Source organism: Aminobacter carboxidus, assembly GCF_014863355.1.
In the GTDB taxonomy this organism is placed as follows: Bacteria; Pseudomonadota; Alphaproteobacteria; order Rhizobiales; family Rhizobiaceae; genus Aminobacter; species Aminobacter carboxidus.
The window spans coordinates 149,838-172,435 of sequence record NZ_JACZEP010000007.1 but is presented as its reverse complement, the minus strand read 5'-3'; the positions used below and the strand labels follow the sequence as shown (position 1 = coordinate 172,435).

The window sequence follows — 22,598 nt, the reverse complement described above, 5'->3', positions numbered from 1 at the left end:
AAAGTGCGGGCCAAAGGTCCGAAATAGGAAACGACGAGGCAGAGGCGAACGGCGAAGGCGACAAGGAGCTACCAATGTCGACATTTCCCATTCCCGAAAGTGCAGTGCCTGAGATGGAACGTTTGGAGCAGATGAACAGGGACTTCGTGGCAATGCTGCCCAAGGAGTTTGCCGGTAGGGCGAACCTCATGGTGCATCCTGCCGCAGGCTTCGCTGCTGCTTCAGCGCTTGGTGTCGGTCTCGCCAGTCACGCGCTTGGCGTCTGGATCGGTGCCGTGTCAGGCGCATCCGAAGCCGCGCAGCGCCTGTTTTCGCCCGACTTCGGCGATTTCACCGGCGCGACGCACATCAAGGTGGCCGGTGCGACGGCCAAGCGTGGGGAGGCGGAGACCGCCTCGCTGATCGCCGAGGTGAAAACCCTGGCGCGCAAGCTGGAGAAGGCCGAGGTGAAGCCGGTGGTCGCCGATGCGACCGATCCGATGGTTGTAGAGGCTGCTGTCGTTGAAGAAGCGCCGGTGGGGCTTCAGCCTGAGGATTTCAGGCAGCCTGCATCGATTGAAAGGCCTGAGACGCCTGACGATCTCAAGGCCATTTCGGGCATCGGCCCGAAGCTGGAGCAGGTGCTGAACGGTCTTGGCATCTGGACTTATGGCCAGATCGCCGGCTGGACGGCCGAAGAGGTGGCCTGGGCGGACGACTATCTCGGCTTCAAGGGTCGGATCGGCCGTGATGACTGGATAGGGCAGGCAGCAATGCTTGCTGGCGGCACGACTGCCGCTTGAATTGTGGATTTCGGGGCGCAGCGCAGGCCGCGCCCCCTTGCAGGACGGAATGCGGATCATCCGCGGGATTTGAGGCGCTATGGCAAAGCTTAAGGTCGACGGGAAAGAGATTTCGGTACCCGACCACTATACGCTGCTGCAGGCTGCGGAAGAGGCAGGCGCGGAAGTGCCGCGCTTCTGCTTCCATGAGCGGCTGTCGATCGCCGGCAACTGCCGCATGTGCCTTGTCGAGGTAAAGGGCGGACCGCCCAAGCCGGCGGCATCCTGTGCCATGGGCGTACGCGACCTGCGTCCCGGCCCGAACGGCGAGACGCCCGAAATCTTCACCAACACGCCGATGGTCAAGAAGGCCCGCGAAGGCGTGATGGAATTCCTGCTCATCAACCATCCGCTCGACTGCCCGATCTGCGACCAGGGCGGCGAATGCGACCTGCAGGACCAGGCGATGGCCTTTGGCCTCGACGGTTCGCGCTACAATGAAAACAAGCGCGCGGTCGAAGACAAGAACATCGGCCCGCTGGTCAAGACGATCATGACGCGCTGCATTCACTGCACGCGCTGCGTCCGCTTCACCACTGAAGTGGCCGGCATTTCCGAGCTCGGCCTGATCGGCCGTGGCGAGGACGCCGAGATCACCACCTATCTCGAGCAGGCAATGACCTCCGAGCTGCAGGGCAACGTCATCGACCTGTGCCCGGTCGGCGCGCTGACCTCAAAGCCCTACGCCTTCCAGGCACGTCCGTGGGAGCTGACCAAGACTGAATCCATCGACGTGATGGATGCAGTCGGTTCGGCCATCCGCGTCGATACGCGTGGCCGCGAAGTGATGCGCATCATGCCGCGCATCAACGAGCAGGTGAATGAGGAGTGGATTTCCGACAAGACCCGCTTCATCTGGGACGGCCTGCGCACGCAGCGCCTCGACCGGCCTTATGTCCGCAAGGGCGGCAAGCTGTTGCCCGCGAGCTGGCCAGAGGCGTTCTCGGCGATCAAGGACGCTATCGCCAAGTCCTCGGCCGAGCGCATCGGCGCGATCGCCGGCGATCTCGCCACCGTCGAGGAGATGTACGCGCTCAAGCAACTGATCGCCTCGCTCGGCTCGAACAATATCGACTGCCGCCAGGATGGTGCTGCACTCGATCCGTCGCTCGGCCGCGCCAGCTACATCTTCAACCCGACCATCGAAGGCATCGAACAGGCCGACGCCATCCTGATCATCGGCGCCAACCCGCGCTTCGAGGCTTCGGTGCTCAACGCCCGCATCCGCAAGCACTGGCGCGCCGCCAATGTGCCGGTTGCCGTCATCGGCGAGATCGGCGACACGCGTTACGACTACGAACAGCTCGGCTCGGGCCCGGATACGCTCAAGGATCTGGCCGATGGCAATGGCAAGTTCTTCCAGGTGCTCAAGAAGGCTTCGCACCCGTTGATCATCGTCGGCCAGGGTGCGATCGCGCGCTCCGATGGTGCCGCCGTGCTCGGCCAGGCCGCGAAGCTCGCGACATCGGTCAAGGCAAGCCGCCCGGACTGGAACGGCTTTGCCGTGCTGCACACTGCCGCTGCCCGCGTTGGCGGCCTCGATGTCGGCTTCGTGCCGGGCAAGGGCGGCAAGAACGTTGCCGGCATGCTCGCTGACAGCGACCTGCTGTTCCTGCTCGGCGCTGACGAACTCGACCTGACCAAGGCCGCGAACGCATTCGTTGTCTACTTCGGCACGCATGGCGACACTGGTGCGCACCGCGCCGACGTCATCCTGCCGGCTGCCGCCTACACTGAAAAGTCGGGCACCTACGTCAACACCGAGGGCCGCGTGCAGCAGACCAGCCGTGCCGGCTTCGCACCGGGCGAGGCCAAGGAAGACTGGGCGATCCTCAGGGCGCTGTCCGACGTGCTCGGCCACAAACTGCCGTTCGATTCGCTGCAGCAGCTGCGTTCTAAGCTCTATGCGGATTTCCCGCATCTCCGCCGCATCGACGAGATCGACGCCGGCGACCACGATGACATCGCCAAGGTCGCCAAGCTCGGCGGCCGGCTGAACAAGGGTGCCTTCACCTCTGTCGTGAAGGATTTCTATCTCACCAACCCGATCGCACGCGCGTCGGCGGTGATGGCCGAATGTTCGGCATTGGCCAAGAACGGCTTCAAGCAGGCGGCGGAGTAAGGGCTGTCATGGATACCTTTTTCTCCTTCTACGTCCTGCCGGCGTTGATCATCCTGCTGAAGTCGGTCGTCCTGATCGTCGTTCTGCTGATCTTCGTCGCCTACATTCTCTACGCCGACCGCAAGATCTGGGCGGCTGTGCAGCTGCGCCGCGGCCCGAACGTCGTCGGCCCCTGGGGCCTGCTGCAGGCCTTCGCCGATCTTTTGAAGTTCGTCTTCAAGGAGCCGATCATCCCGTCGGGCTCCAACAAGGGCGTGTTCCTGCTCGCCCCCGTCGTCTCAGCGGTGCTGGCGATCTCGGCATGGGCGGTGATCCCGGTCAGCGAAGGCTGGGCGATCGCCAACGTCAATGTCGGCATCCTCTATGTCTTCGCCATCTCCTCGCTCGAGGTCTATGGCGTGATCATGGGCGGCTGGGCCTCGAACTCGAAGTATCCGTTCCTCGGCGCGCTGCGTTCGGCGGCCCAGATGGTGTCTTATGAAGTCTCGATCGGCTTCGTCATCGTCTGTGTGCTGCTCACCGTCGGTTCGCTGAACCTCACCGACATCGTGCTTTCGCAGGGCGACGGCATCGGTACGCGCCTTGGCCTGCCGAACACCTTCCTCGACTGGAACTGGCTCGTCCTGTTTCCGATGTTCGTGATCTTCTTCATTTCGGCACTGGCCGAGACCAACCGTCCACCCTTCGACCTCGTCGAGGCCGAGTCGGAACTCGTCGCTGGTCACATGATCGAATATTCGTCGACGCCGTTCCTGCTGTTCTTCCTCGGTGAGTATGTCGCCATCGTTTTGATGTGCGCGCTGACGACGATCCTGTTCCTCGGCGGATGGCTGCCACCATTCGACTTCGCACCCTTCACCTGGGTTCCCGGCGTGATCTGGTTCGTGCTCAAGGTTTGCATGGTGTTCTTCATGTTCGCCATGGTGAAGTCTTTCGTGCCGCGTTACCGCTACGACCAGTTGATGCGCCTGGGCTGGAAAGTGTTCCTGCCGATCTCGCTGGCGATGGTCGTGATCACCGCCGCCGTCCTCAAGCTCACCGGAGCCGCATGATGTCCGCTCTCGCACAAGCCGCCAAATCGCTGCTGTTGCAGGACTTCGTCGGCGCCTTCTTCCTGTCGATGCGCCAGTTCTTCGCGCCCAAGGCGACGCTGAACTATCCGCACGAAAAAGGTCCGGTCAGCCCGCGCTTCCGCGGCGAGCATGCGCTCCGCCGTTATCCCAACGGCGAAGAGCGCTGCATCGCCTGCAAACTGTGCGAGGCGATCTGCCCGGCGCAGGCCATCACCATCGAGGCCGGCCCGCGTCGCAACGACGGCACCCGCCGCACGGTGCGCTACGACATCGACATGGTGAAGTGCATCTATTGCGGCTTCTGCCAGGAGGCCTGCCCGGTCGACGCCATCGTCGAGGGGCCGAACTTCGAATTCGCGACGGAAACGCGCGAGGAGCTGTACTACGACAAGGACAAGCTGCTTGCGAACGGCGACCGGTGGGAGCGCGAGATCGCGCGCAACATCGCTATGGATTCGCCGTATCGCTAAGGCTTGAACAATGGACGGGCCAAGTCGGCTCGTCTAAGGAACGCGCGTCCTGCTTCGGAGGCGGAGCGAGGACGTGAACAGGGCAGGGCGCACAGGCGCGCTGTCCGAAAGGAAACCCGGGGGAACCCATGCTCAACGGACTTGAAGCGGTATTTTTCTACCTCTTCGCCTTCATCGCGGTGGCGTCGGCCTTCATGGTCATTTCGGCGCGCAACCCGGTTCACTCGGTGCTCTACCTGATCCTGACGTTTTTCAACGCGGCGGGCCTGTTCCTTTTGACCGGCGCCGAGTTCCTGGCGATGATCCTGCTCGTCGTTTATGTCGGCGCGGTGGCGGTGCTATTCCTGTTCGTCGTCATGATGCTCGACGTCGACTTCGCCGAACTGAAGTCGGGCGCGCTGCAATATGCGCCGATCGGCGCGCTTGTCGGCCTGATCCTCGCCGCCGAGCTGATTGTCGTGACCGGCGGCTACGCCTTCGCGCCGAAGCTCGCGACAGCGGTCGCGCAGCCGACGCCCGATATCGCCACGCGCCACAACACGGCTGCACTCGGTGACATCCTCTACACAGACTACATCTACTTCTTCCAGATCGCCGGCCTCGTGCTTCTGGTCGCCATGATCGGCGCCATCGTCTTGACGCTGCGCCACAAGCCGAACGTCAAGCGCCAGGACATCTCTGCCCAGGTTGCCCGCACGCCGGCCACCGCGATCGAGGTCAAGAAGGTCGAGACGGGCAAGGGAATCTGACCATGGTTGTCGGCATCGCGCACTATCTGACGCTTTCGGCGGTCCTGTTCACGCTCGGCGTGTTCGGCATCTTCCTGAACCGCAAGAACGTCATCGTCATCCTGATGTCGGTCGAGCTGATCCTGCTCGCGGTCAACATCAACTTCGTGGCGTTCTCGGCTGAGCTCGGCGATCTCGTCGGCCAGGTTTTCGCGCTGTTCGTACTCACCGTTGCCGCCGCCGAAGCGGCGATCGGACTTGCAATCCTCGTCGTCTTCTTCCGCAACCGTGGCTCGATCGCGGTCGAAGACGTGAACATGATGAAGGGCTGATCGGCCAATGATGTACCACTTCATCGTCTTTCTTCCGCTTGTCGGCTTCCTGATCGCCGGCCTGTTTGGCCGTTCGATCGGAGCGAAAGCATCCGAATACATCACCTCCGGCCTGCTGGTGGTGTCGGCCGTGCTGTCCTGGGTCGCCTTCGCGACCGTGGCGCTCGGCGATGTCGAGGTCTTCACCGTACCGGTGCTGCGCTTCCTCGACGTCGGCGGAATCCAGGCCGACTGGGCGCTGCGCATCGACACGCTGACCACCGTCATGCTGGTCGTGGTCAACACGGTTTCGGCGCTGGTTCACATCTACTCGATCGGCTACATGCACCACGATCCGCATCGGCCGCGCTTCTTTGGCTACCTGTCGCTGTTCACATTCGCCATGCTGATGCTGGTGACGTCGGACAACCTCGTGCAGATGTTCTTCGGCTGGGAAGGGGTGGGCCTCGCGTCCTACCTGCTGATCGGCTTCTGGTACAAGAAGCCGTCGGCGAATGCTGCCGCGATCAAGGCCTTCGTCGTCAACCGCGTCGGCGACTTCGGCTTCCTGCTCGGCATCTTCGGCCTGTACGTCCTGTTCGGCTCGGTCGAATTCAGCACCATCTTCGCAACTGCTGCTTCCTACCTGCCGGCTGAGGGTCCCGCTGAACATAGCGATACCGTGCTGAACTTCCTCGGCTACGCTCTCGACAAGCACAATGCGCTGACCATCGTGTGCCTGCTGCTGTTCATGGGCGCCATGGGCAAGTCGGCGCAAGTGCCGCTGCACACCTGGTTGCCGGACGCCATGGAAGGCCCGACGCCCGTCTCGGCGCTGATCCACGCGGCGACAATGGTCACCGCCGGCGTGTTCATGCTGGCGCGCCTGTCGCCGGTGTTCGAGTTGTCACACACGGCACTCACCGTGGTTACCTTCGTCGGTGCGTTCACCGCCTTTTTCGCCGCGACCGTCGGCCTGGTGCAGAACGACATCAAGCGCGTCATCGCCTATTCGACCTGCTCGCAGCTCGGCTACATGTTCGTGGCACTCGGCATGGGCTTCTATTCAGCCGCGATCTTCCACCTGTTCACGCATGCCTTCTTCAAGGCGTTGCTGTTCCTGGGCTCGGGTTCGGTGATCCATGCCGTCTCCGACGAGCAGGACATGCGCAAGATGGGCGGACTCAGGAAGCTGATCCCGACCACCTACTGGATGATGGTCATCGGCACGCTGGCGCTGACCGGCGTCGGTATCCCGGCGACGATCATCGGCACGGCCGGCTTCTTCTCCAAGGACGCCATCATCGAAGGCGCGTTCGTCGGCCACAATGCGGTCGCCGGCTTTGCCTTCGCGATGCTGGTCATAGCCGCCTGCTTCACCAGCTTCTACTCGTGGCGCCTGATCTTCATGACCTTCCACGGCAAGCCGCGCGCCACCGCCGACGTCATGCATCATGTGCATGAATCGCCGCCGGTGATGCTGGTGCCGCTGTTCATCCTGGCTGTCGGCGCGCTGTTTGCCGGCGTGATCTTCCACGACCAGTTCATCGGCGAGGCCTACAACGAGTTCTGGAAGGGCGCGCTGTTCACGCTCGACACCAACCACATCCTGCATGATTTCCACAGCGTGCCGATGTGGGTGAAGCTGGCTCCGTTCGCAGCGATGATCGGCGGGTTCGCTATGGCCTACCTGTTCTACATCCGCTCGCCGGAGATGCCGAAGGTCCTGGCCGAGCGCCACCGCGGCCTCTACGCCTTCCTGCTCAACAAGTGGTACTTCGACGAGTTGTACGACTTCCTGTTCGTGCGCCCGGCCAAGTGGCTCGGCCGCTTCCTGTGGAAGAAGGGCGACGGCTGGCTGATCGACGGCTTTGGTGCCGACGGCATCTCGGCACGCGTCGTTGACGTCACCAACCGCGTTGTCAAGCTGCAGACCGGTTACCTCTACCATTACGCATTCGCCATGCTGATCGGCGTGGCGGCCCTCGTTACCTGGATGATGCTCGGGAGCTCCTTCTGATGTCTGGCGTTCCCATTCTATCGCTGGTCACCTTTCTGCCGCTGGTCGGCGCGCTCCTGATCCTTCTGATCAGGGACGATGGTGACGCTGCGCGCCGCAATATCCGCAATGTTGCGCTGCTGACGACGGTGTTCACCTTCGCGGTGTCGCTGCTGATCTGGATCTATTTCGACAATGCGGAAGCCGGCTTCCAGTTCGTCGAGAAGGCGGCCTGGCTCGACTCCGGCATTTCCTATCACATGGGCGTGGACGGCATTTCGATGCTGTTCGTCATCCTGACGACCTTCCTGATGCCGCTGTGCATCCTGGCGAGCTGGGAGTCGGTGGAAAAGCGCGTCAAGGAATACATGATCGCGTTCCTGATCCTGGAAACGCTGATGATCGGCGTGTTCTGCGCACTTGATATCGTGCTGTTCTACGTATTCTTCGAAGCTGGCCTGATCCCGATGTTCATCATCATCGGTGTGTGGGGTGGCAAGCGCCGCGTCTATGCCAGCTTCAAGTTCTTCCTGTTCACGCTGCTCGGCTCGGTGCTGATGCTGCTGGCCATCATGGCGATGTTCTGGCAGGCCGGCACGACCGACATTCCGACGCTTCTGGCGCACGACTTCCCGGCCAACATGCAGACATGGCTATGGCTCGCCTTCTTCGCCTCGTTTGCGGTGAAGATGCCGATGTGGCCGGTGCACACCTGGCTTCCGGATGCGCACGTCGAAGCGCCGACTGCGGGCTCGGTCATCCTGGCCGGCATCCTGCTGAAGATGGGTGGTTACGGCTTCCTGCGCTTTTCGCTGCCGATGTTCCCGCTGGCGTCCGAGTTCTTTGCGCCGCTGGTGTTCGCCATGTCGGTCATCGCCATCGTCTACACCTCGCTGGTGGCGCTGATGCAGGAAGACATCAAGAAGCTGATCGCCTACTCGTCGGTCGCCCACATGGGCTACGTCACCATGGGCATCTTTGCGATGAACGAGGCGGGCGTGCAGGGCGCTATCTTCCAGATGCTCAGCCACGGCCTCGTCTCGGGCGCGCTGTTCCTGTGCGTCGGCGTCGTCTATGATCGCATGCACACCCGCGAGATCGCGGCCTATGGCGGCCTCGTCAACAACATGCCGAAATACGCCGTGGCCTTCCTGATCTTCACAATGGCCAATGTCGGTCTTCCCGGCACATCGGGCTTCGTCGGCGAGTTCCTGACGCTGTTCGGCATCTTCCAGGTCAACACCTGGGTGGCGCTGATCGCGGCGAGCGGCGTGATCCTGTCGGCGGCCTATGCGCTGTGGCTGTACCGCCGCGTGGTGTTTGGCGCGCTGACCAAGGAAAGCCTGAAGGGTCTGTTCGACCTGTCGGGCCGTGAGAAGGTGGTGCTCTATCCGCTGGTCATCCTGGTCATCTTCTACGGCGTCTATCCGGCGCCGGTGTTCGACGCCACGACTGCTTCGGTCAAGGCGCTGATCAACAACGTAACCGTATCGATCGACGCCGCGCAGACCGCGGCGGCGAACTGACAGGGGTTTTGCGAACCATGACGCCCGAACTCCTTTCGAGCCTCTCGCTCTCCATGCCGGAGCTGATCATCGCCGTCGGCGCGCTGGCGCTGCTGATGATCGGCGTGTTCTCCGGCGAGCGCGCCAACTCGACCGTGACCGGTCTGGCCGTCGCGCTGCTGGTGGCGGCCGGTGCCTGGATGCTGGTGTTCGGCCATGACGGTGCGGGCTACGGTACGGCCTTCGTGTCCGATCCCTTCGCACGCTTCATGAAGTTCCTGACGCTGCTTGGCGCGGCGGTGACGCTGATCATGTCGGTTGGCTTCGCCAAGGCCGAGAAGTTCGACAAGTTCGAGTTTCCGGTGCTGGTGCTGCTGGCAACGCTCGGCATGCTGCTGATGATCTCGGCCAATGACATGCTGGCGCTCTATCTCGGCCTCGAGCTGCAGTCGCTGGCGCTTTACGTCATTGCCGCGATCAACCGCGACAATGTGCGCTCGACCGAAGCGGGCCTGAAGTATTTCGTTCTCGGCGCGCTGTCGTCGGGAATGCTGCTCTATGGTATCAGCCTCGTTTACGGTTACACCGGTCACACCTCGTTCGACGCGATTGCCACGGCGCTGGCCGGTGGTGAGCGTCAGCTCGGCCTGGTGTTCGGCCTGGTGTTCGTGCTGGCCGGCCTGTGCTTCAAGATTTCGGCGGTGCCGTTCCACATGTGGACGCCCGACGTCTATGAAGGTGCGCCGACGCCGGTGACGGCGTTCTTCGCCGCAGCTCCCAAGATGGCTGCGATGGCGTTGATCGTGCGCGTTACCATGGGTGCATTCGAGCCGATCGGCACCGACTGGCAGCAGATCATCGTCTTCGTCTCCATCGCTTCGATGGCGCTCGGCGCCTTCGCCGCGATCGGCCAGAAAAACATCAAACGCCTGATGGCATATTCGTCGATCGGCCACATGGGCTACGCGCTTGTCGGCCTCGCCGCCAACAGCGAGGCCGGCGTCCGCGGCGTGGTCATCTACATGCTGATCTACCTGGTGATGACGCTCGGCACCTTCGCCTTCATCCTGGCGATGCGCCGCAAGGACGGCAATGTCGAGCAGATCTCCGATCTCGCCGGCCTGTCTTCGACCAATCCTGTCATGGCGACGATCCTGACCATCCTGATGTTCTCGTTGGCCGGTATCCCGCCGCTCGCGGGCTTCTGGGGGAAGTGGTACGTCTTCCTCGCTGCGATCAACGCCAATCTCTACGCACTCGCGATCATTGGCGTGCTGGCTTCGGTGGTGGGTGCCTTCTACTACCTGCGCATCATCAAGATCATGTGGTTCGATGAACCGGTCGGCGGTTTCCAGCCGATGGCCGGCGAGCTTCGCCTGGTTCTCGGCCTGTCCGGTGCGTTCGTGCTGTTTTACGTGCTGATTGGCGGCCCGATCGGGCAGATGGCGGAAGCTGCTGCCAAGACCTTCTTCTGACGGTATGGGATTCCAGCTCGCACCGACAGCAACTGCCGACGGTTTCCGCCTCGAAGCCCATGACGCGGTAGGTTCGACCAATGCGCTGGCGCTGGAACGGGGCATCGCCGGCGACCCGGGCAAGCTCTGGGTCGTTTCGAAGAAACAGGAGAGCGGGCGTGGCCGACGTGGCCGCGCCTGGGTGACGCCGGAAGGCAATCTCGCCGCGACCCTGCTCAAGGTTCTCGACCACGACCTGCAACATGCGGCGACGCTTGGCTTCGTTGCCGGGCTTGCGCTGGCCGATGCGCTCGATGCAGTCGCGCCGAATGCGCGGTTTTCGGTCGGCGTCGACGGTGGCAGCGGGCAGGGCGTCAAGCGTTTCGAGCTGAAGTGGCCGAACGACGTTTTGGCTTCCGGCGCCAAGCTTGCCGGCATCCTGCTTGAATCGACGTTGCTTGGCCAAGGGCGGCTGGCGATTGCCATCGGCATCGGCGTCAACGTCGTTGCGCATCCGACCGACGTGCCTTATCCCGCGACCTCGCTTGCTAGCCTGGGGGCTGGTGTCGATGCCGAGACGTTGTTTCTGGCGCTCTCCGATGCGTGGAGCGAAAACGAACGCGTCTGGGCCGGCGGTAGGGGACTGGCATCGATCCGCAAACGCTGGCTTGCACGCGCGGCCGGCCTCGGCAGCGAAGTCGCCGTGCGGATTGAGGGAAATGTGGTACGCGGCGTCTTCGAGACCATCGACGAGGATTGCCGCTTCGTGATCCGTGACGCAAAAGGTGAAACGGTAAAGATCGCCGCTGGCGACGTGCATTTTGGCGCGGTCGCCTCGGCCGGCGCGGCCTGATTGGCCTGAAAGGATTTCTGGTATGGCGAAAGCGGAAAACGCCGAGCTCGTATTCGTCCCGCTAGGCGGTGTCGGCGAGATCGGCATGAACTTCGCTCTCTACGGCTTCGGCCCGGCGAACAAGCGCGAGTGGATCATCATCGATGTCGGCGTGACGTTCCCCGATGCGACGCTGCCCGGTGTCGACCTTGTGCTGCCCGACACGCGCTTCATTGAGGAGGAACTGCAAAACCTCCGCGGCATCATCATCACGCACGCGCATGAAGATCACTATGGTGCGCTGCATGACACCTGGCCGAAGCTCAAGGCACCGGTGTGGATGACGCCGTTCGCCGCAGGTCTTCTGGAAGCCAAGCGCCAGTCGGAGCAGGGCGCGCCGAAGATTCCGGTGACCGTCTATCGCGCCGGCGAGAAATTCACTGTCGGGCCGTTCGAGATCGAAGCGATCGCGGTCAGCCATTCGATCCCCGAGCCGGTGTCACTGGCGATCACCTCGCCCGCCGGCACGGTGATCCACACGGGCGACTGGAAGATCGACCCGGCGCCCGAGATCGGCCCGATGACCGACGAGGCACGCTTCCGCGCCTATGGCGACAAGGGCGTGCTGGCACTTGTCTGCGATTCCACCAATGCGCTGCGCGAAGGCGACTCGCCGTCCGAGCAGCAGGTTGGGCAGGGACTGCGCAAGGTCATCGAGGAAGCCAAGGGCCGCGTTGCGGTCACCACCTTCTCGTCCAATGTCGGCCGTATCCGCTCGATCGCGGAAGCCGCGCGCGACGCCGGCCGCCAGGTTCTGGTGATGGGCCGCTCGCTCAAGCGCGTCATCGATGTGTCGAGCGAGCTCGGCTACATGGACGGGCTGCCGGAATTCGTCTCCGAAGAGGACTACGGCTACATTCCGCGCGAAAACCTTGTCGTCATCTGCACCGGCAGCCAGGGCGAGCCGCGTGCGGCACTGGCGAAGCTGGCGCGCGACGAGATGAAGTCGGTGGCGCTGTCGCCTGGCGACACCGTCGTGTTTTCCTCGCGCACCATTCCCGGCAACGAAAAGGCGATCCTCGAGATCAAGAACCTGCTCATCGACCAGGGTATCAAGATCATCGAGGACGGCGACGCGCTGGTCCATGTTTCTGGTCATCCGCGCCGCTCGGAACTCAAGCGCATGTATGAGTGGGTTCGCCCGCGCATTGGCGTGCCGGTGCATGGCGAGGCGGCCCATCTCGTCGGCCAGGGCTCGCTGATGTCGCTATCGGGCATTCCCGAAGTGGCGCAGATCCGCGACGGCGACATGCTCAGGCTGTGGCCGGGAGCCGCCGAGATCATCGACCAGGTGCCGTTCGGCCGCGTCTACAAGGATGGCAAGCTGATCGGCTCCGACGAGGCGATGGGCATCCGCGACCGGCGCAAGCTGTCGTTTGCCGGCCATGTTGCCGTCAATGTCGTGCTCGACGACAAGTACGAGCTTGCCGGCGACCCGGATCTGGTGGCGATCGGCGTGGCCGAAACCGACGCCGGCGGCGAGGATCTCGAAGAGCTTATGCTCGATGCGGCAATCGGCGCCGTGGACTCGATACCCCGTGCGCGCCGAAAAGACCTCGACCTGGTGCAGGAAGCCGTGCGTCGCGCAGTGCGCGGTGCCGCCAACGAAGCCTGGGGCAAGAAACCGCTGGTGACGGTGTTCGTCACCCGCTGAAGACAGGACTGACGATGCTCGGACGTCTCAACCATGTTGCGATCGCCGTGCCGGATCTGGCAGCGGCGAGCGCTGTCTATCGCGACACGCTCGGCGCCAAGGTTGGTGCGCCGCAGGCGCTGCCCGAGCATGGCGTGACGGTGGTGTTCATCGACGTCGGCAACACCAAGATCGAGTTGCTCGAGCCCTTGGGCGAGGGCTCGCCGATTGCGGCGTTCCTGGCGAAGAGCCCGTCGGGCGGTATGCACCATGTCTGCTATGAGGTTGACGACATCCTGGCGGCGCGCGACCATCTCAAGGCTAATGGCGCGCGCGTGCTCGGTGACGGCAACCCGAAGATCGGGGCACATGGCAAGCCGGTGCTGTTTCTACACCCCAAGGATTTCCAGGGCACGCTGGTAGAACTGGAGCAGGTATGACCTGGGTATCACTCGCTGCGATGTATTTCGTCTTCTGGTGGCTGACTTTGTTTGCCATCCTGCCCTTTGGGCTGAAGACCCAGGATGAAGACCGTGACGTGACGCTCGGCACCGAGGCGAGCGCGCCGCGAGGGCCGCACATGCTGCGTGCGATGCTGTGGACGACGGTGGTTACAGCAGTGGTGATCGGGGCGTTCTATTTCGTCACCAAGGGGCTGGGCTACAGCTTCGACGACTTCCCGCAGTTCATTCCCGAGATCAATTGACGCATTCCACGGGGTAGGGCCAGCGAGTAAGAAATGCGGTTAGTGTTGCTTCTTAGCGAAGCGGCATAAGCCGATGATTGCCCAAAAAAAATGCAAGGCACGAAGCCTTGCAATTTAAACGCGTCCGATCTGCTTTCCGTTGCCGGCGGCAGCGAGTTATCGCGCCTAGATCGCATCCTCCCAAGACTTTGACCGCGCAGGAGAGCGAATTTTTCTCCGCCCTCTCGGTTATCGGGGCACATTAGACCAAGCGGAAATGAATTGTCACGCGGAATTTTGCTTCCAGGCGGGCAATCCTGTGCTGCATTGCACAATTGATTGGCAGGCGCCGTCGATCCGCCACAAAGGTCATTCTGACGCTGCGTCGAAACGGCATGCGCGGGTTTTCATTCCGCCTTGAAATGGCTATGAAGCCCGTTCAAGCAAGCCTCCTTGTCATGCCGATTCCGGCATCACCGTTTTCATGGAACATTCGATGCTTCTGTCGCGCTATTTCCTTCCTATCCTGAAAGAAAATCCCCGCGAGGCGGACATCATTTCCCACCGGCTGATGCTGCGCGCGGGCATGATCAGGCAGCAGGCGGCCGGCAGCTTCTCGTGGCTGCCGCTGGGCAAGCGTGTACTCGACAAGATCTGCCGCATCGTGCGCGAGGAACAGGACCGGGCAGGGGCGCTCGAAATCCTGATGCCGACCATCCAGTCAGCCGACCTGTGGCGCGAAAGCGGCCGCTATGACGACTACGGCAAGGAGATGCTGCGCATCAAGGACCGGCACGAGCGCGACATGCTGTTCGGCCCGACCAATGAAGAGATGGTGACGGAAATCTTCCGCTCCTACGTCAAGTCGTACAAGGACCTGCCGCTCAACCTCTATCACATCCAGTGGAAGTTCCGCGACGAGGTACGCCCGCGCTTCGGCGTGATGCGTTCGCGCGAGTTCCTGATGAAGGACGCCTACTCTTTCGACCTCGACTTCGAGGGCGCCAAGGCCGCCTACAACAGGATGTTCGTTTCCTACCTGCGCACCTTCACACGGATGGGGCTGCAGGCGATCCCGATGCGCGCCGATACCGGCCCGATCGGCGGCGACCTCAGCCACGAATTCATCATCCTGGCTGAAACCGGCGAAAGCCAGGTGTTCTGCCACCGCAACTATCTCGCTTTGCCGGTGCCGGGTGCAGCGACCGACTTCGCCAATGACGGCGAGATGGACGGGATCGTCAAGCAGTGGACGACGCCTTATGCGGCGACCGAAGAGATGCATGACGAGGCCGCCTGGGCCGCAGTGCCCGAAGCCGACAAGGTTTCGGCGCGCGGCATCGAGGTCGGGCACATCTTCCACTTCGGCGAGAAGTACTCCAAGCCGATGGGTGCCAAGGTCATGGGCCCCGATGGCAAGGAGCATTTCGTGTCGATGGGCTCCTATGGCATCGGCCCGAGCCGCCTGATTGCTGCGATCATCGAGGCCAGCCATGACGAGAACGGCATCATCTGGCCGGAAGCGGTGGCGCCGTTCGACATCGGCCTGATCAACATGAAGGTCGGCGACGCCGAGTGCGACCGCGTCTGCGACGAGCTTTACAAGGCGTTCGAGGCAGCCGGCAAGGACGTGCTCTATGACGACACCGACCAGCGCGCCGGCGGCAAGTTCGCCACCGCCGACCTGATCGGCCTGCCCTGGCAGGTGATCGTCGGCCCGCGCGGCGCTGCCGCAGGCGAGGTCGAGATCAAGAACCGCAAGTCCGGCGAACGCCTGACGCTGCCGGTGGCTGAAGCTCTGGCCAAGCTGGGCGCCAAGGCATGAACCAGGCGGTGACGGCGAAACCGGCGGGCGCTGGCCCTTTTTCGGTGTTCGAGCGCATGGTGGCGTGGCGCTACCTGCGTTCGAAGCGCAAGGAGACGGTGATTTCCGTCATCGCTTCGATCTCTTTCCTCGGCATCATGCTGGGCGTCGCCACGCTGATCGTGGTGATGGCCGTCATGAACGGCTTTCGCGCCGAGCTCCTGACCCGCATTCTCGGCGTCAACGGCCATCTCGTCGTAACTGCAACCGATACGCCGCTTGAGGACTATGCCGCCGTCGCCGATCGCATCAACGGTGTCTCTGGCGTCAAATACGCGATCCCGCTGGTCGAGGGTCAGGTGCTGGCCCAGGGCAATGTCGGCGCGGGCGCCGGCGCGTTGGTGCGCGGCATCAGGGGCAGCGACCTCGGCAAGGTGACGCTGGTCGCCAACAACATCAAGCAGGGCTCGATCGTCGGCTTCGACACTGGTGACGGCGTCGTCATCGGCAAGCGCATGGCCGAAAACATGGGCCTGGTGCTGGGCGATTCCATCCGGTTGATTTCGCCCGACGGCGATGTGACCCCGATGGGCACGACACCGCGCGCCAAGGCCTATCCGGTCACCGGCATCTTTGAGGTCGGCATGTCGGAATACGACAGTTCGATCATCTTCATGCCGCTCGCCGAGTCGCAGCTCTATTTCAATTCGGAAGGCAAGGTCGGCTCGATCGAGATCTATGTCGACAATCCCGACGATGTCGATGCGCTGAAGACCAAGGTCGAGGAAGCGGCACAGCGGCCGATCTTCCTGACCGACTGGCGCCAGCGCAACCAGACCTTCTTCTCGGCCTTGCAGGTCGAGCGTAACGTCATGTTCATGATCCTGACGCTGATCGTGCTGGTGGCCGCGCTCAACATCATCTCCGGCCTGATCATGCTGGTGAAGGACAAAGGCCACGACATCGCGATCCTGCGCACGATGGGGGCGACACGAGGCGCTGTCATGCGCATCTTCCTGATGACCGGTGCTGCCATCGGCATGACCGGTACCATTGCGGGTGTGCTGCTCGGCGTGGTCATCTGCCTCAATGTCGAGCGCATCAGGCAGTTCTTCTCCTGGCTGTCGGGTACCGTGCTGTTCAACCCCGAACTCTATTTCCTGTCCCAATTGCCGGCCAAGATGGACGTCAGCGAGACTGTCTCTGTCGTGCTGATGGCATTGGTGCTGTCATTTTTGGCGACGTTGTTTCCGGCATGGCGGGCGGCTGCGCTCGATCCGGTCGAAGCCCTGAGGTATGAATGATGGGCATCGAGCACGTTATCGAGCTCAAGGGCGTCGAGCGTCACTATGAGCAGGGCTCGCGCAAGCTGACGATCCTCAACAACGCCAACTTCTCGCTCAAGGCCGGCGAGATGGTGGCGCTGGTGGCTCCGTCAGGCGCCGGCAAGTCGACACTGCTGCACACTGCTGGGCTGCTCGAGCGCCCCGATGCTGGAGACGTGTTCCTGAACGGGCGCGCCTGCGGGCGGCTGTCGGACGATGAGCGCACTGCCATCCGGCGCAACGACGTCGGATTCGTCTACCAGTTCCATCACCTGCTGCCCGAATTCTCCGCCTTGGAGAATGTGATGATGCCGCAGTTGGTGAAGGGACTTACGCCGGCCCAGGCGAGCGAGCGGGCAGAACAGCTGCTCGACTACATGAAGATCGGCAAACGCGCCCAGCACCGCCCCTCAGAGCTGTCGGGCGGCGAACAGCAGCGCGTGGCGATCGCCCGCGCCGTGGCCAATGCGCCGCTGGTACTGCTGGCTGACGAGCCTACCGGCAATCTCGACCCGGTGACGGCGAGTTATGTCTTCGACGCGCTCTCGGCACTGGTGCGCCAATCGGGCCTGGCTGCACTGATTGCCACCCACAACCACGAGCTTGCCGGACGCATGGACCGCCGCGTCACGCTCGCCGAGGGCAAGATCGTGCCCATGTAAGGGCTGCCTTTCTTCCATCAACGGCGTTTTGAGGTGGGCTTCTGTCCGCATCACATCTCCTGCGGTCATTGCAGGTCGCGGTTTGCTGCCCATCTCGTAAGGCACGTCGAACGCCACAATGAGCAGGGCTCGAGCAAGCCGACGAGCCGACCGGCAATCTCGATCCGGTGACCGCGAGTTACGTCTTCGACGCGCTTTCAACACTGGTGCGGCAGCCGAGCTTACCGGCGCTGATCGCACCCACAACTACGAGCTGGCGTGACGCATGGACCGTCCCGTCACGCTCGCCGAGGGCAAGATCGTCCCGCTGCGCTAATTCAGGTGGGGAGGGAGGTTCGGCCTTGAGTTGGCCAAATCTACGCTTGGTCGCTATCCATATTGCCTGGTCGGGTGCTGTCGCCTCTTCGTTAACGGGCGAAGGCCTGCGCTCGCCTGCATAAACCCTTCATTTACTGTCGAATCGGTTGCGGCGAGTGGCTGTGCTCGAATGCAATGGTGCGCGTTGACATCTGAACAGAAATAGAACAAATGGAGAACATATTAAAAACAGGAGCGACAGATGACCGAGCTGGTACAGGATGTCATTTCGATGGTCTGCATGAGCACCTTCCTCGTCACCATGGCGATGTGGATCGGCGCGCTCTGATTTGAGCGCCTGTTGGGACATTCTAGCCGATGGCATTCCCAACCATGAAACAGTGAGGCACCGGGTTTTCCCGATGCCGGCGTGAGGCGGAAGACAGTGCGCCGTAATGCGCGCGGTGATTGGCGCGATTAACTGGAAGAAGGGCGTGCCTTTGGGTGCGCCAGGAAGATGGCCTCAGGCCGTTTTCCGAACCGGGACTAGGGCGATGTCCGCCGGCCCGAAGATCTCCTCGAAGGCCCCCTTGAGCGCGACGTCGAGGTCGTCCATCGTTATCGGCAAGCCGAGGTCGACGAGGCTGGTGACGCCGTGGTCGGTGACGCCGCAAGGCACGATGCCGGAGAAGTGGCCGAGTTCCGGCTCGACGTTGATGGCGATGCCATGGAAGCTGACCCAACGGCGCAGGCGGATGCCGATGGCAGCGATCTTGTCTTCGGCAGGCGAGCCGTCGGGCAGGGCCGGACGGTCCGGCCGCACCACCCAGACGCCGACGCGGTCCTCGCGGCGTTCGCCTTTCACGTTGAAGGCGGCGAGTGCCGAAATGATCCAGGCCTCGAGAGCGGCAACGAAGGCGCGCACGTCTTCGCGCCGACGCTTGAGGTCGAGCATGACATAAGCCACGCGTTGGCCGGGGCCGTGATAGGTGTATTCGCCGCCACGGCCGGTCTTGAAGACGGGAAAGCGGTCAGGCTCGACGAGATCCTGTTCCTGGGCGCTGGTGCCGGCGGTGTAGATTGGTGGGTGCTCGACGAGCCAGACCATCTCGCCTGACGTGCCTTGGCGAATCGCGTCGGCGCGCTCTTCCATGAAGGCCAGCGCCTGGTCATAGGGGGTGAGACCGGGTTCGATTCGCCATTCGACCGGTGCTGAGCCGGGAAGGGCGAGAAACGACGTGGCGATCAGGCTGCGTTCGGTCATTCTGGGGTCCGTTCGTCGACCTGATATGGCGGCTTGGCGATGAAACGTCCAGAGGCAGTGCCCGCAAAGCCGGCGATTGGTGCCTGCCGCAGGCGACTTCCCCTGGGGTATGCAAGAATGATGGACGAATATCGCACAGGGCGCTTGTTTCCCCGGAAACGATTTGCTACATGCCGCGAGCCGGTTCGGACCGGCCCTTCGTGACAGTGCGGTCGTGGCGGAATTGGTAGACGCGCAGCGTTGAGGTCGCTGTGGGGCAACCCGTGGAAGTTCGAGTCTTCTCGACCGCACCAGTCACTTTTCAGATGACTACCAAGCATCTGAGGAAGTTGTGTCAGCAGGGCTGGACAGCTTGAGCCTCGCCGGAGCAGGCGGTATTTTCCTAGACTTTACAGAAGATTGTGCAGCTTTGCTGCAGTTGATCGCCATGCCTGCGACCGGAATGCTTGCGGCGCTGCGCATTCTGAAGCGCGCGTAAGGGACACTGGCACTTTGTGGTGTTGCCTTCCCCAAAAGCGGTTCCGGCGTTCAAGTGTCGAATTCAGGTTGGAGCGGCGATGGTTTTGCCGCTTTGACGCGGTGGCCCGGAGCCATCGAATGGGGCCCCGGGCAGGTCCTGGGAGGACGTTCTTTTTAGCGCCCACGCCAGGCGAGCAGGCGCATGGCGTTGGCGGTGACCAGCACCGTCGCGCCGGTGTCGGCGAGGATCGCCGGCCACAGACCGGTGATGCCCATGATGGTCGTTACAAGGAACACAGCCTTGAGGCCGAGCGCGATGGTGATGTTCAGGGCGATGTTGCCCATCACCGACTTGGACAAGGCGATCATGTCTGGAATGTCGCTGACACGGCCGTGCAGGATCGCGGCGTCGGCGGTTTCGAGCGCAACATCGGTGCCGCCGCCCATGGCGATGCCGAAATCGGCCGCGGCCAGGGCAGGGGCGTCGTTGATGCCGTCACCGACCTTGGCGACGATCTGGCCTTGCTTTTGCAGTTCGCGGACGATGCGCTGCTTGTCGTCGGGCATCAGGCCGGCGCGGACGTTGATGCCGAGGCCCTTGCCGATAGCCCTTGCGGTGGCCTCGTTGTCGCCGGTCAGCATGACGGTGGCGATGCCATCGGCCTTGAGGGTGGCCAATGCCGCGATGGCATCGGCGCGCGGTTCGTCGCGCATGGCAAGGATGCCGGCGACCTTGTTGTCGACCAGCAGCACCGAGACTGTCTTGCCGTCGGCGTTGAAGGCGGCGATCTGGCCCTTCAATTCGGCTGACAGCCCGGCCATTTCGTCGGCAGCGCCGGGCGAGGCGAGGAACACGTCTTCGCCGCCGACCTTTGCGGTGACGCCCTTGCCGGCAATGGCCTTGGCGACATTGGCCGGAGGGATCGGCACACCGTCCGTTTTGGCGCGTCCGAGGATGGCGAGCGCCAGCGGGTGGCTGGAGCCCGTCTCCAAGGCCGCGGCCAGCGATAAGACTTTGGCTTCGGGACGGCCGACACCGATGATGTCGGTGACCTTGGGCTTGCCCTCGGTCAGCGTGCCGGTCTTGTCGAGCGCGACCATGGTGACGCGGCGCATGCCTTCGAGCACGGCACCGCCCTTGAGCAGCAGGCCGCGGCGGGCGCCGGCGGACAGGCCTGCGGCAATCGCTGCGGGCGTCGAGATGACTAGCGCGCACGGGCAGCCGATCAACAGGATGGCGAGGCCCTTGTAGATCCATTCTTCCCACGAACCGCCGGCAACGAGCGGCGGCAGCATGGCGACGACCGCGCCGACGACAAGGACGGCCGGGGTGTAGTAGCGCGAGAAACGGTCGATGAAGCGTTCGGTCGGCGCCTTGCTCTCCTGCGCCTCCTCGACCAGCTTGATGACGCGGGCAATGGTGTTGTCGGCGGCGGCTGCGGTGACACGGACCCTGAGCACCGCGTCGGTATTGATGGTGCCGGCAAAGACATCGTCGCCTGTAGTCTTCGACTTGGGCACGCTCTCCCCGGTCACAGGGGCTTCGTCGAGCGTGCTGGAGCCGTCGATGATGACACCGTCGGCGGCGACGCGGTCGCCGGGACGGACCAGCATGATCGCGCCGACTTGTAGCGCGTCGGCTGCAATTTCGCGGGTCGCACCGCTTTCCTCGACCAGTGCTGTCTTGGGGACGAGGTCGGCAAGGCCGCGAATGCTGGCGCGCGCACGGCGGGCGGCGACGCCTTCGAGCAGTTCGCCGATGAGAAACAGCAGCACGACCATCGTTGCTTCTTCAGTCGCGCCGATGAACACGGCTCCAACGGCAGCGATGGTCATCAAAGTCTCGATGGAGAACGGCGTGCCTGATATGGCACCGGCATAAGCGCGGCGGGCGACGGGCACCAGCCCGACCGCAAGCGCTGCTAGAAACGCCCAATGACCGACCTGGGGGATCAATTGGCCGATGGCGTAGGCGGCGACAAGTGCTGCGCCGCAGGCGATGGTCAGCTTAGCCTTGCGCGATCGCCACCACGGGCCGTCGTCGAGATCGAAGTGGTCGTGGTCGTGGCCGGCGCCTGCGGCATTCGCTGCCGGTGCGCCATGGTCGTGTCCGGCATGGTCGCCATGATCGTGGCCGGAATGATCGTGATCTGCATGGTCGTGACCGGCGTGGTCGCCACGGCTGTGGTTGCGGCCGGCGTGATCGTGGCTGCAGTTCGGACCGTGTTCGTGGGCATGCGCCTTCGGCTCCGCGGTCCGTGCGGCGCCCAGTTCGGCAACCGAATAACCAAGCGCCTTCACCTGCTTCGAGATGGCGGCGGAGGGGGCGGGACCCTGGTGGGTGACGATCATCGTGCCGGCCGACACCGAAATGCCGACCTCGGTGATGCCGGGCAGGCGGCTGACCGCGTTTTCGATCTTGGTCGCGCAAGATGCGCAGTCCATGCCGCCAACGCGGAAACGTGTCTTGCCGTGGCTGGCATCGTTCATTTCAGGTCCTTTCAATCCACTATGAAGCAATGCTAGAATCTCTAGCCACTAGAGGATCAAGAGGATTTTTCGATGAATCTGCCGATTGGTGAACTGGCGCGGCGCACGGGCGTGAAAGTGCCGACGATCCGCTTCTACGAACAGATCGGCCTGATTGCCGCGCCGCCGCGCACTGAGGGCAACCAGCGCCGCTATGGCAAGGCCGAGATCGACCGGCTGAATTTCATCCGCCATGCCCGTGAACTTGGCTTCGAGGTCGACCACATCAGGGAATTGCTTGTCATGTCGCAGGAGCCGCAGGCTTCCTGCCACCAGGCTGATAGCATCGCCAAGTCGCATTTGCGCGAGGTCGACCGGCGCATCGAGCGGCTCCAGGCGCTGCGCGGCGAGCTTTCGCGCATGATCGACGAATGCGGCCATGGCCGTATCTGCGACTGCCGCATCATCGAAGTGCTGGCCGATCACCGCCAATGCGCGAGCGAGCATGTGGCCTGATTGAAACAGGCTCGAACCGCCTGATCGAAGCCTGCGCGCCGGGCCGTATTTCATTTGATACTCCGGCCCTTTGCGGGCTAGGGATAACCCACCTCGAATCCCGAAATCC

General features: G+C 62.9%; 19 protein-coding genes, 1 tRNA gene and 1 pseudogene. 19 read left to right on the top strand and 2 right to left on the bottom strand.

Annotation, left to right across the window (positions count from 1 at the left end; translation table 11 throughout):
* Positions 1 to 74 precede the first annotated feature (74 nt).
* From IHE39_RS21210 to IHE39_RS21130, 17 genes and pseudogenes are all read left to right on the top strand, one after another.
* Complete coding sequence (locus IHE39_RS21210) at positions 75 to 782, top strand: helix-hairpin-helix domain-containing protein (RefSeq protein ID WP_246485590.1); 708 nt, start codon at positions 75 to 77, stop codon at positions 780 to 782.
* Between the two features lie 79 nt (positions 783 to 861).
* Positions 862 to 2,943 carry an NADH-quinone oxidoreductase subunit NuoG gene (gene nuoG, locus IHE39_RS21205; RefSeq protein WP_192567867.1) on the top strand — a complete coding sequence of 694 codons (2,082 nt, stop codon included), beginning with the start codon at positions 862 to 864 and terminating at the stop codon, positions 2,941 to 2,943.
* An 8-nt stretch (positions 2,944 to 2,951) separates the two neighbouring features.
* A complete protein-coding gene (gene nuoH / locus IHE39_RS21200; RefSeq protein WP_067960748.1) occupies positions 2,952 to 3,995 on the top strand; it encodes an NADH-quinone oxidoreductase subunit NuoH in 1,044 nt (347 codons plus the stop codon).
* Entirely contained in the window at positions 3,995 to 4,486 is a 492-nt protein-coding gene (nuoI, locus tag IHE39_RS21195) for an NADH-quinone oxidoreductase subunit NuoI (RefSeq protein ID WP_055970601.1), read from the top strand. The genes nuoH and nuoI overlap by 1 nt, the downstream gene beginning before the upstream one ends.
* A gap of 128 nt (positions 4,487 to 4,614) precedes the next feature.
* Positions 4,615 to 5,235 carry an NADH-quinone oxidoreductase subunit J gene (locus IHE39_RS21190; RefSeq protein WP_067960751.1) on the top strand — a complete coding sequence of 207 codons (621 nt, stop codon included), beginning with the start codon at positions 4,615 to 4,617 and terminating at the stop codon, positions 5,233 to 5,235.
* 2 nt (positions 5,236 to 5,237) lie between these two features.
* Entirely contained in the window at positions 5,238 to 5,546 is a 309-nt protein-coding gene (gene nuoK / locus IHE39_RS21185) for an NADH-quinone oxidoreductase subunit NuoK (protein ID WP_184767247.1), read from the top strand.
* A 10-nt stretch (positions 5,547 to 5,556) separates the two neighbouring features.
* Positions 5,557 to 7,545, top strand: coding sequence for an NADH-quinone oxidoreductase subunit L (gene nuoL / locus IHE39_RS21180; RefSeq protein ID WP_192567975.1), 1,989 nt, complete (start codon positions 5,557 to 5,559; stop codon positions 7,543 to 7,545).
* A complete protein-coding gene (locus IHE39_RS21175) occupies positions 7,545 to 9,050 on the top strand; it encodes an NADH-quinone oxidoreductase subunit M (protein ID WP_184767248.1) in 1,506 nt (501 codons plus the stop codon). Before nuoL ends, IHE39_RS21175 begins: the two co-directional genes overlap by 1 nt.
* Before the next feature lie 17 nt (positions 9,051 to 9,067).
* A complete protein-coding gene (gene nuoN / locus IHE39_RS21170; protein ID WP_184767249.1) occupies positions 9,068 to 10,504 on the top strand; it encodes an NADH-quinone oxidoreductase subunit NuoN in 1,437 nt (478 codons plus the stop codon).
* A 4-nt stretch (positions 10,505 to 10,508) separates the two neighbouring features.
* Positions 10,509 to 11,336, top strand: coding sequence for a biotin--[acetyl-CoA-carboxylase] ligase (locus IHE39_RS21165; protein WP_192567866.1), 828 nt, complete (start codon positions 10,509 to 10,511; stop codon positions 11,334 to 11,336).
* A gap of 22 nt (positions 11,337 to 11,358) precedes the next feature.
* Positions 11,359 to 13,029, top strand: coding sequence for a ribonuclease J (locus IHE39_RS21160; RefSeq protein ID WP_184767251.1), 1,671 nt, complete (start codon positions 11,359 to 11,361; stop codon positions 13,027 to 13,029).
* 14 nt (positions 13,030 to 13,043) lie between these two features.
* Positions 13,044 to 13,448, top strand: coding sequence for a methylmalonyl-CoA epimerase (gene mce, locus IHE39_RS21155; RefSeq protein WP_192567865.1), 405 nt, complete (start codon positions 13,044 to 13,046; stop codon positions 13,446 to 13,448).
* On the top strand, positions 13,445 to 13,714 hold the full coding sequence (locus IHE39_RS21150) for a DUF1467 family protein (RefSeq protein ID WP_115731537.1): 270 nt from the start codon (positions 13,445 to 13,447) through the stop codon (positions 13,712 to 13,714). Before mce ends, IHE39_RS21150 begins: the two co-directional genes overlap by 4 nt.
* 475 nt (positions 13,715 to 14,189) lie before the next feature.
* The gene (gene proS / locus IHE39_RS21145) at positions 14,190 to 15,518 is read left to right on the top strand and encodes a proline--tRNA ligase (RefSeq protein WP_184767253.1); all 1,329 of its coding nucleotides are present in this window, start codon (positions 14,190 to 14,192) and stop codon (positions 15,516 to 15,518) included.
* Positions 15,515 to 16,801, top strand: a complete 1,287-nt coding sequence (locus IHE39_RS21140) for a lipoprotein-releasing ABC transporter permease subunit (protein ID WP_184767254.1) — start codon at positions 15,515 to 15,517, stop codon at positions 16,799 to 16,801. The genes proS and IHE39_RS21140 overlap by 4 nt, the downstream gene beginning before the upstream one ends.
* The gene (locus tag IHE39_RS21135) at positions 16,801 to 17,484 is read left to right on the top strand and encodes an ABC transporter ATP-binding protein (RefSeq protein ID WP_184767860.1); all 684 of its coding nucleotides are present in this window, start codon (positions 16,801 to 16,803) and stop codon (positions 17,482 to 17,484) included. Before IHE39_RS21140 ends, IHE39_RS21135 begins: the two co-directional genes overlap by 1 nt.
* Positions 17,485 to 17,621: 137 nt before the next feature.
* Positions 17,622 to 17,746: pseudogene (locus tag IHE39_RS21130) on the top strand (ABC transporter); the annotation flags it as partial.
* Between the two features lie 558 nt (positions 17,747 to 18,304).
* Here IHE39_RS21130 and lipB read toward each other — a convergent pair.
* Positions 18,305 to 19,045 carry a lipoyl(octanoyl) transferase LipB gene (gene lipB / locus IHE39_RS21125; RefSeq protein ID WP_192567864.1) on the bottom strand — a complete coding sequence of 247 codons (741 nt, stop codon included), beginning with the start codon at positions 19,043 to 19,045 and terminating at the stop codon, positions 18,305 to 18,307.
* Between the two features lie 208 nt (positions 19,046 to 19,253).
* On the opposite strand from lipB, the gene IHE39_RS21120 reads away from it, so the two are divergent.
* Positions 19,254 to 19,338, top strand: a tRNA-Leu gene (locus IHE39_RS21120).
* 340 nt (positions 19,339 to 19,678) lie between these two features.
* On the opposite strand, the gene IHE39_RS21115 is transcribed toward IHE39_RS21120, so the two are convergent.
* Positions 19,679 to 21,994, bottom strand: coding sequence for a heavy metal translocating P-type ATPase (locus tag IHE39_RS21115; RefSeq protein WP_192567863.1), 2,316 nt, complete (start codon positions 21,992 to 21,994; stop codon positions 19,679 to 19,681).
* Between the two features lie 72 nt (positions 21,995 to 22,066).
* Between IHE39_RS21115 and IHE39_RS21110 the strand changes: the two genes are divergently transcribed.
* Entirely contained in the window at positions 22,067 to 22,489 is a 423-nt protein-coding gene (locus IHE39_RS21110; RefSeq protein ID WP_192567862.1) for a MerR family transcriptional regulator, read from the top strand.
* Positions 22,490 to 22,598: the final 109 nt, after the last annotated feature.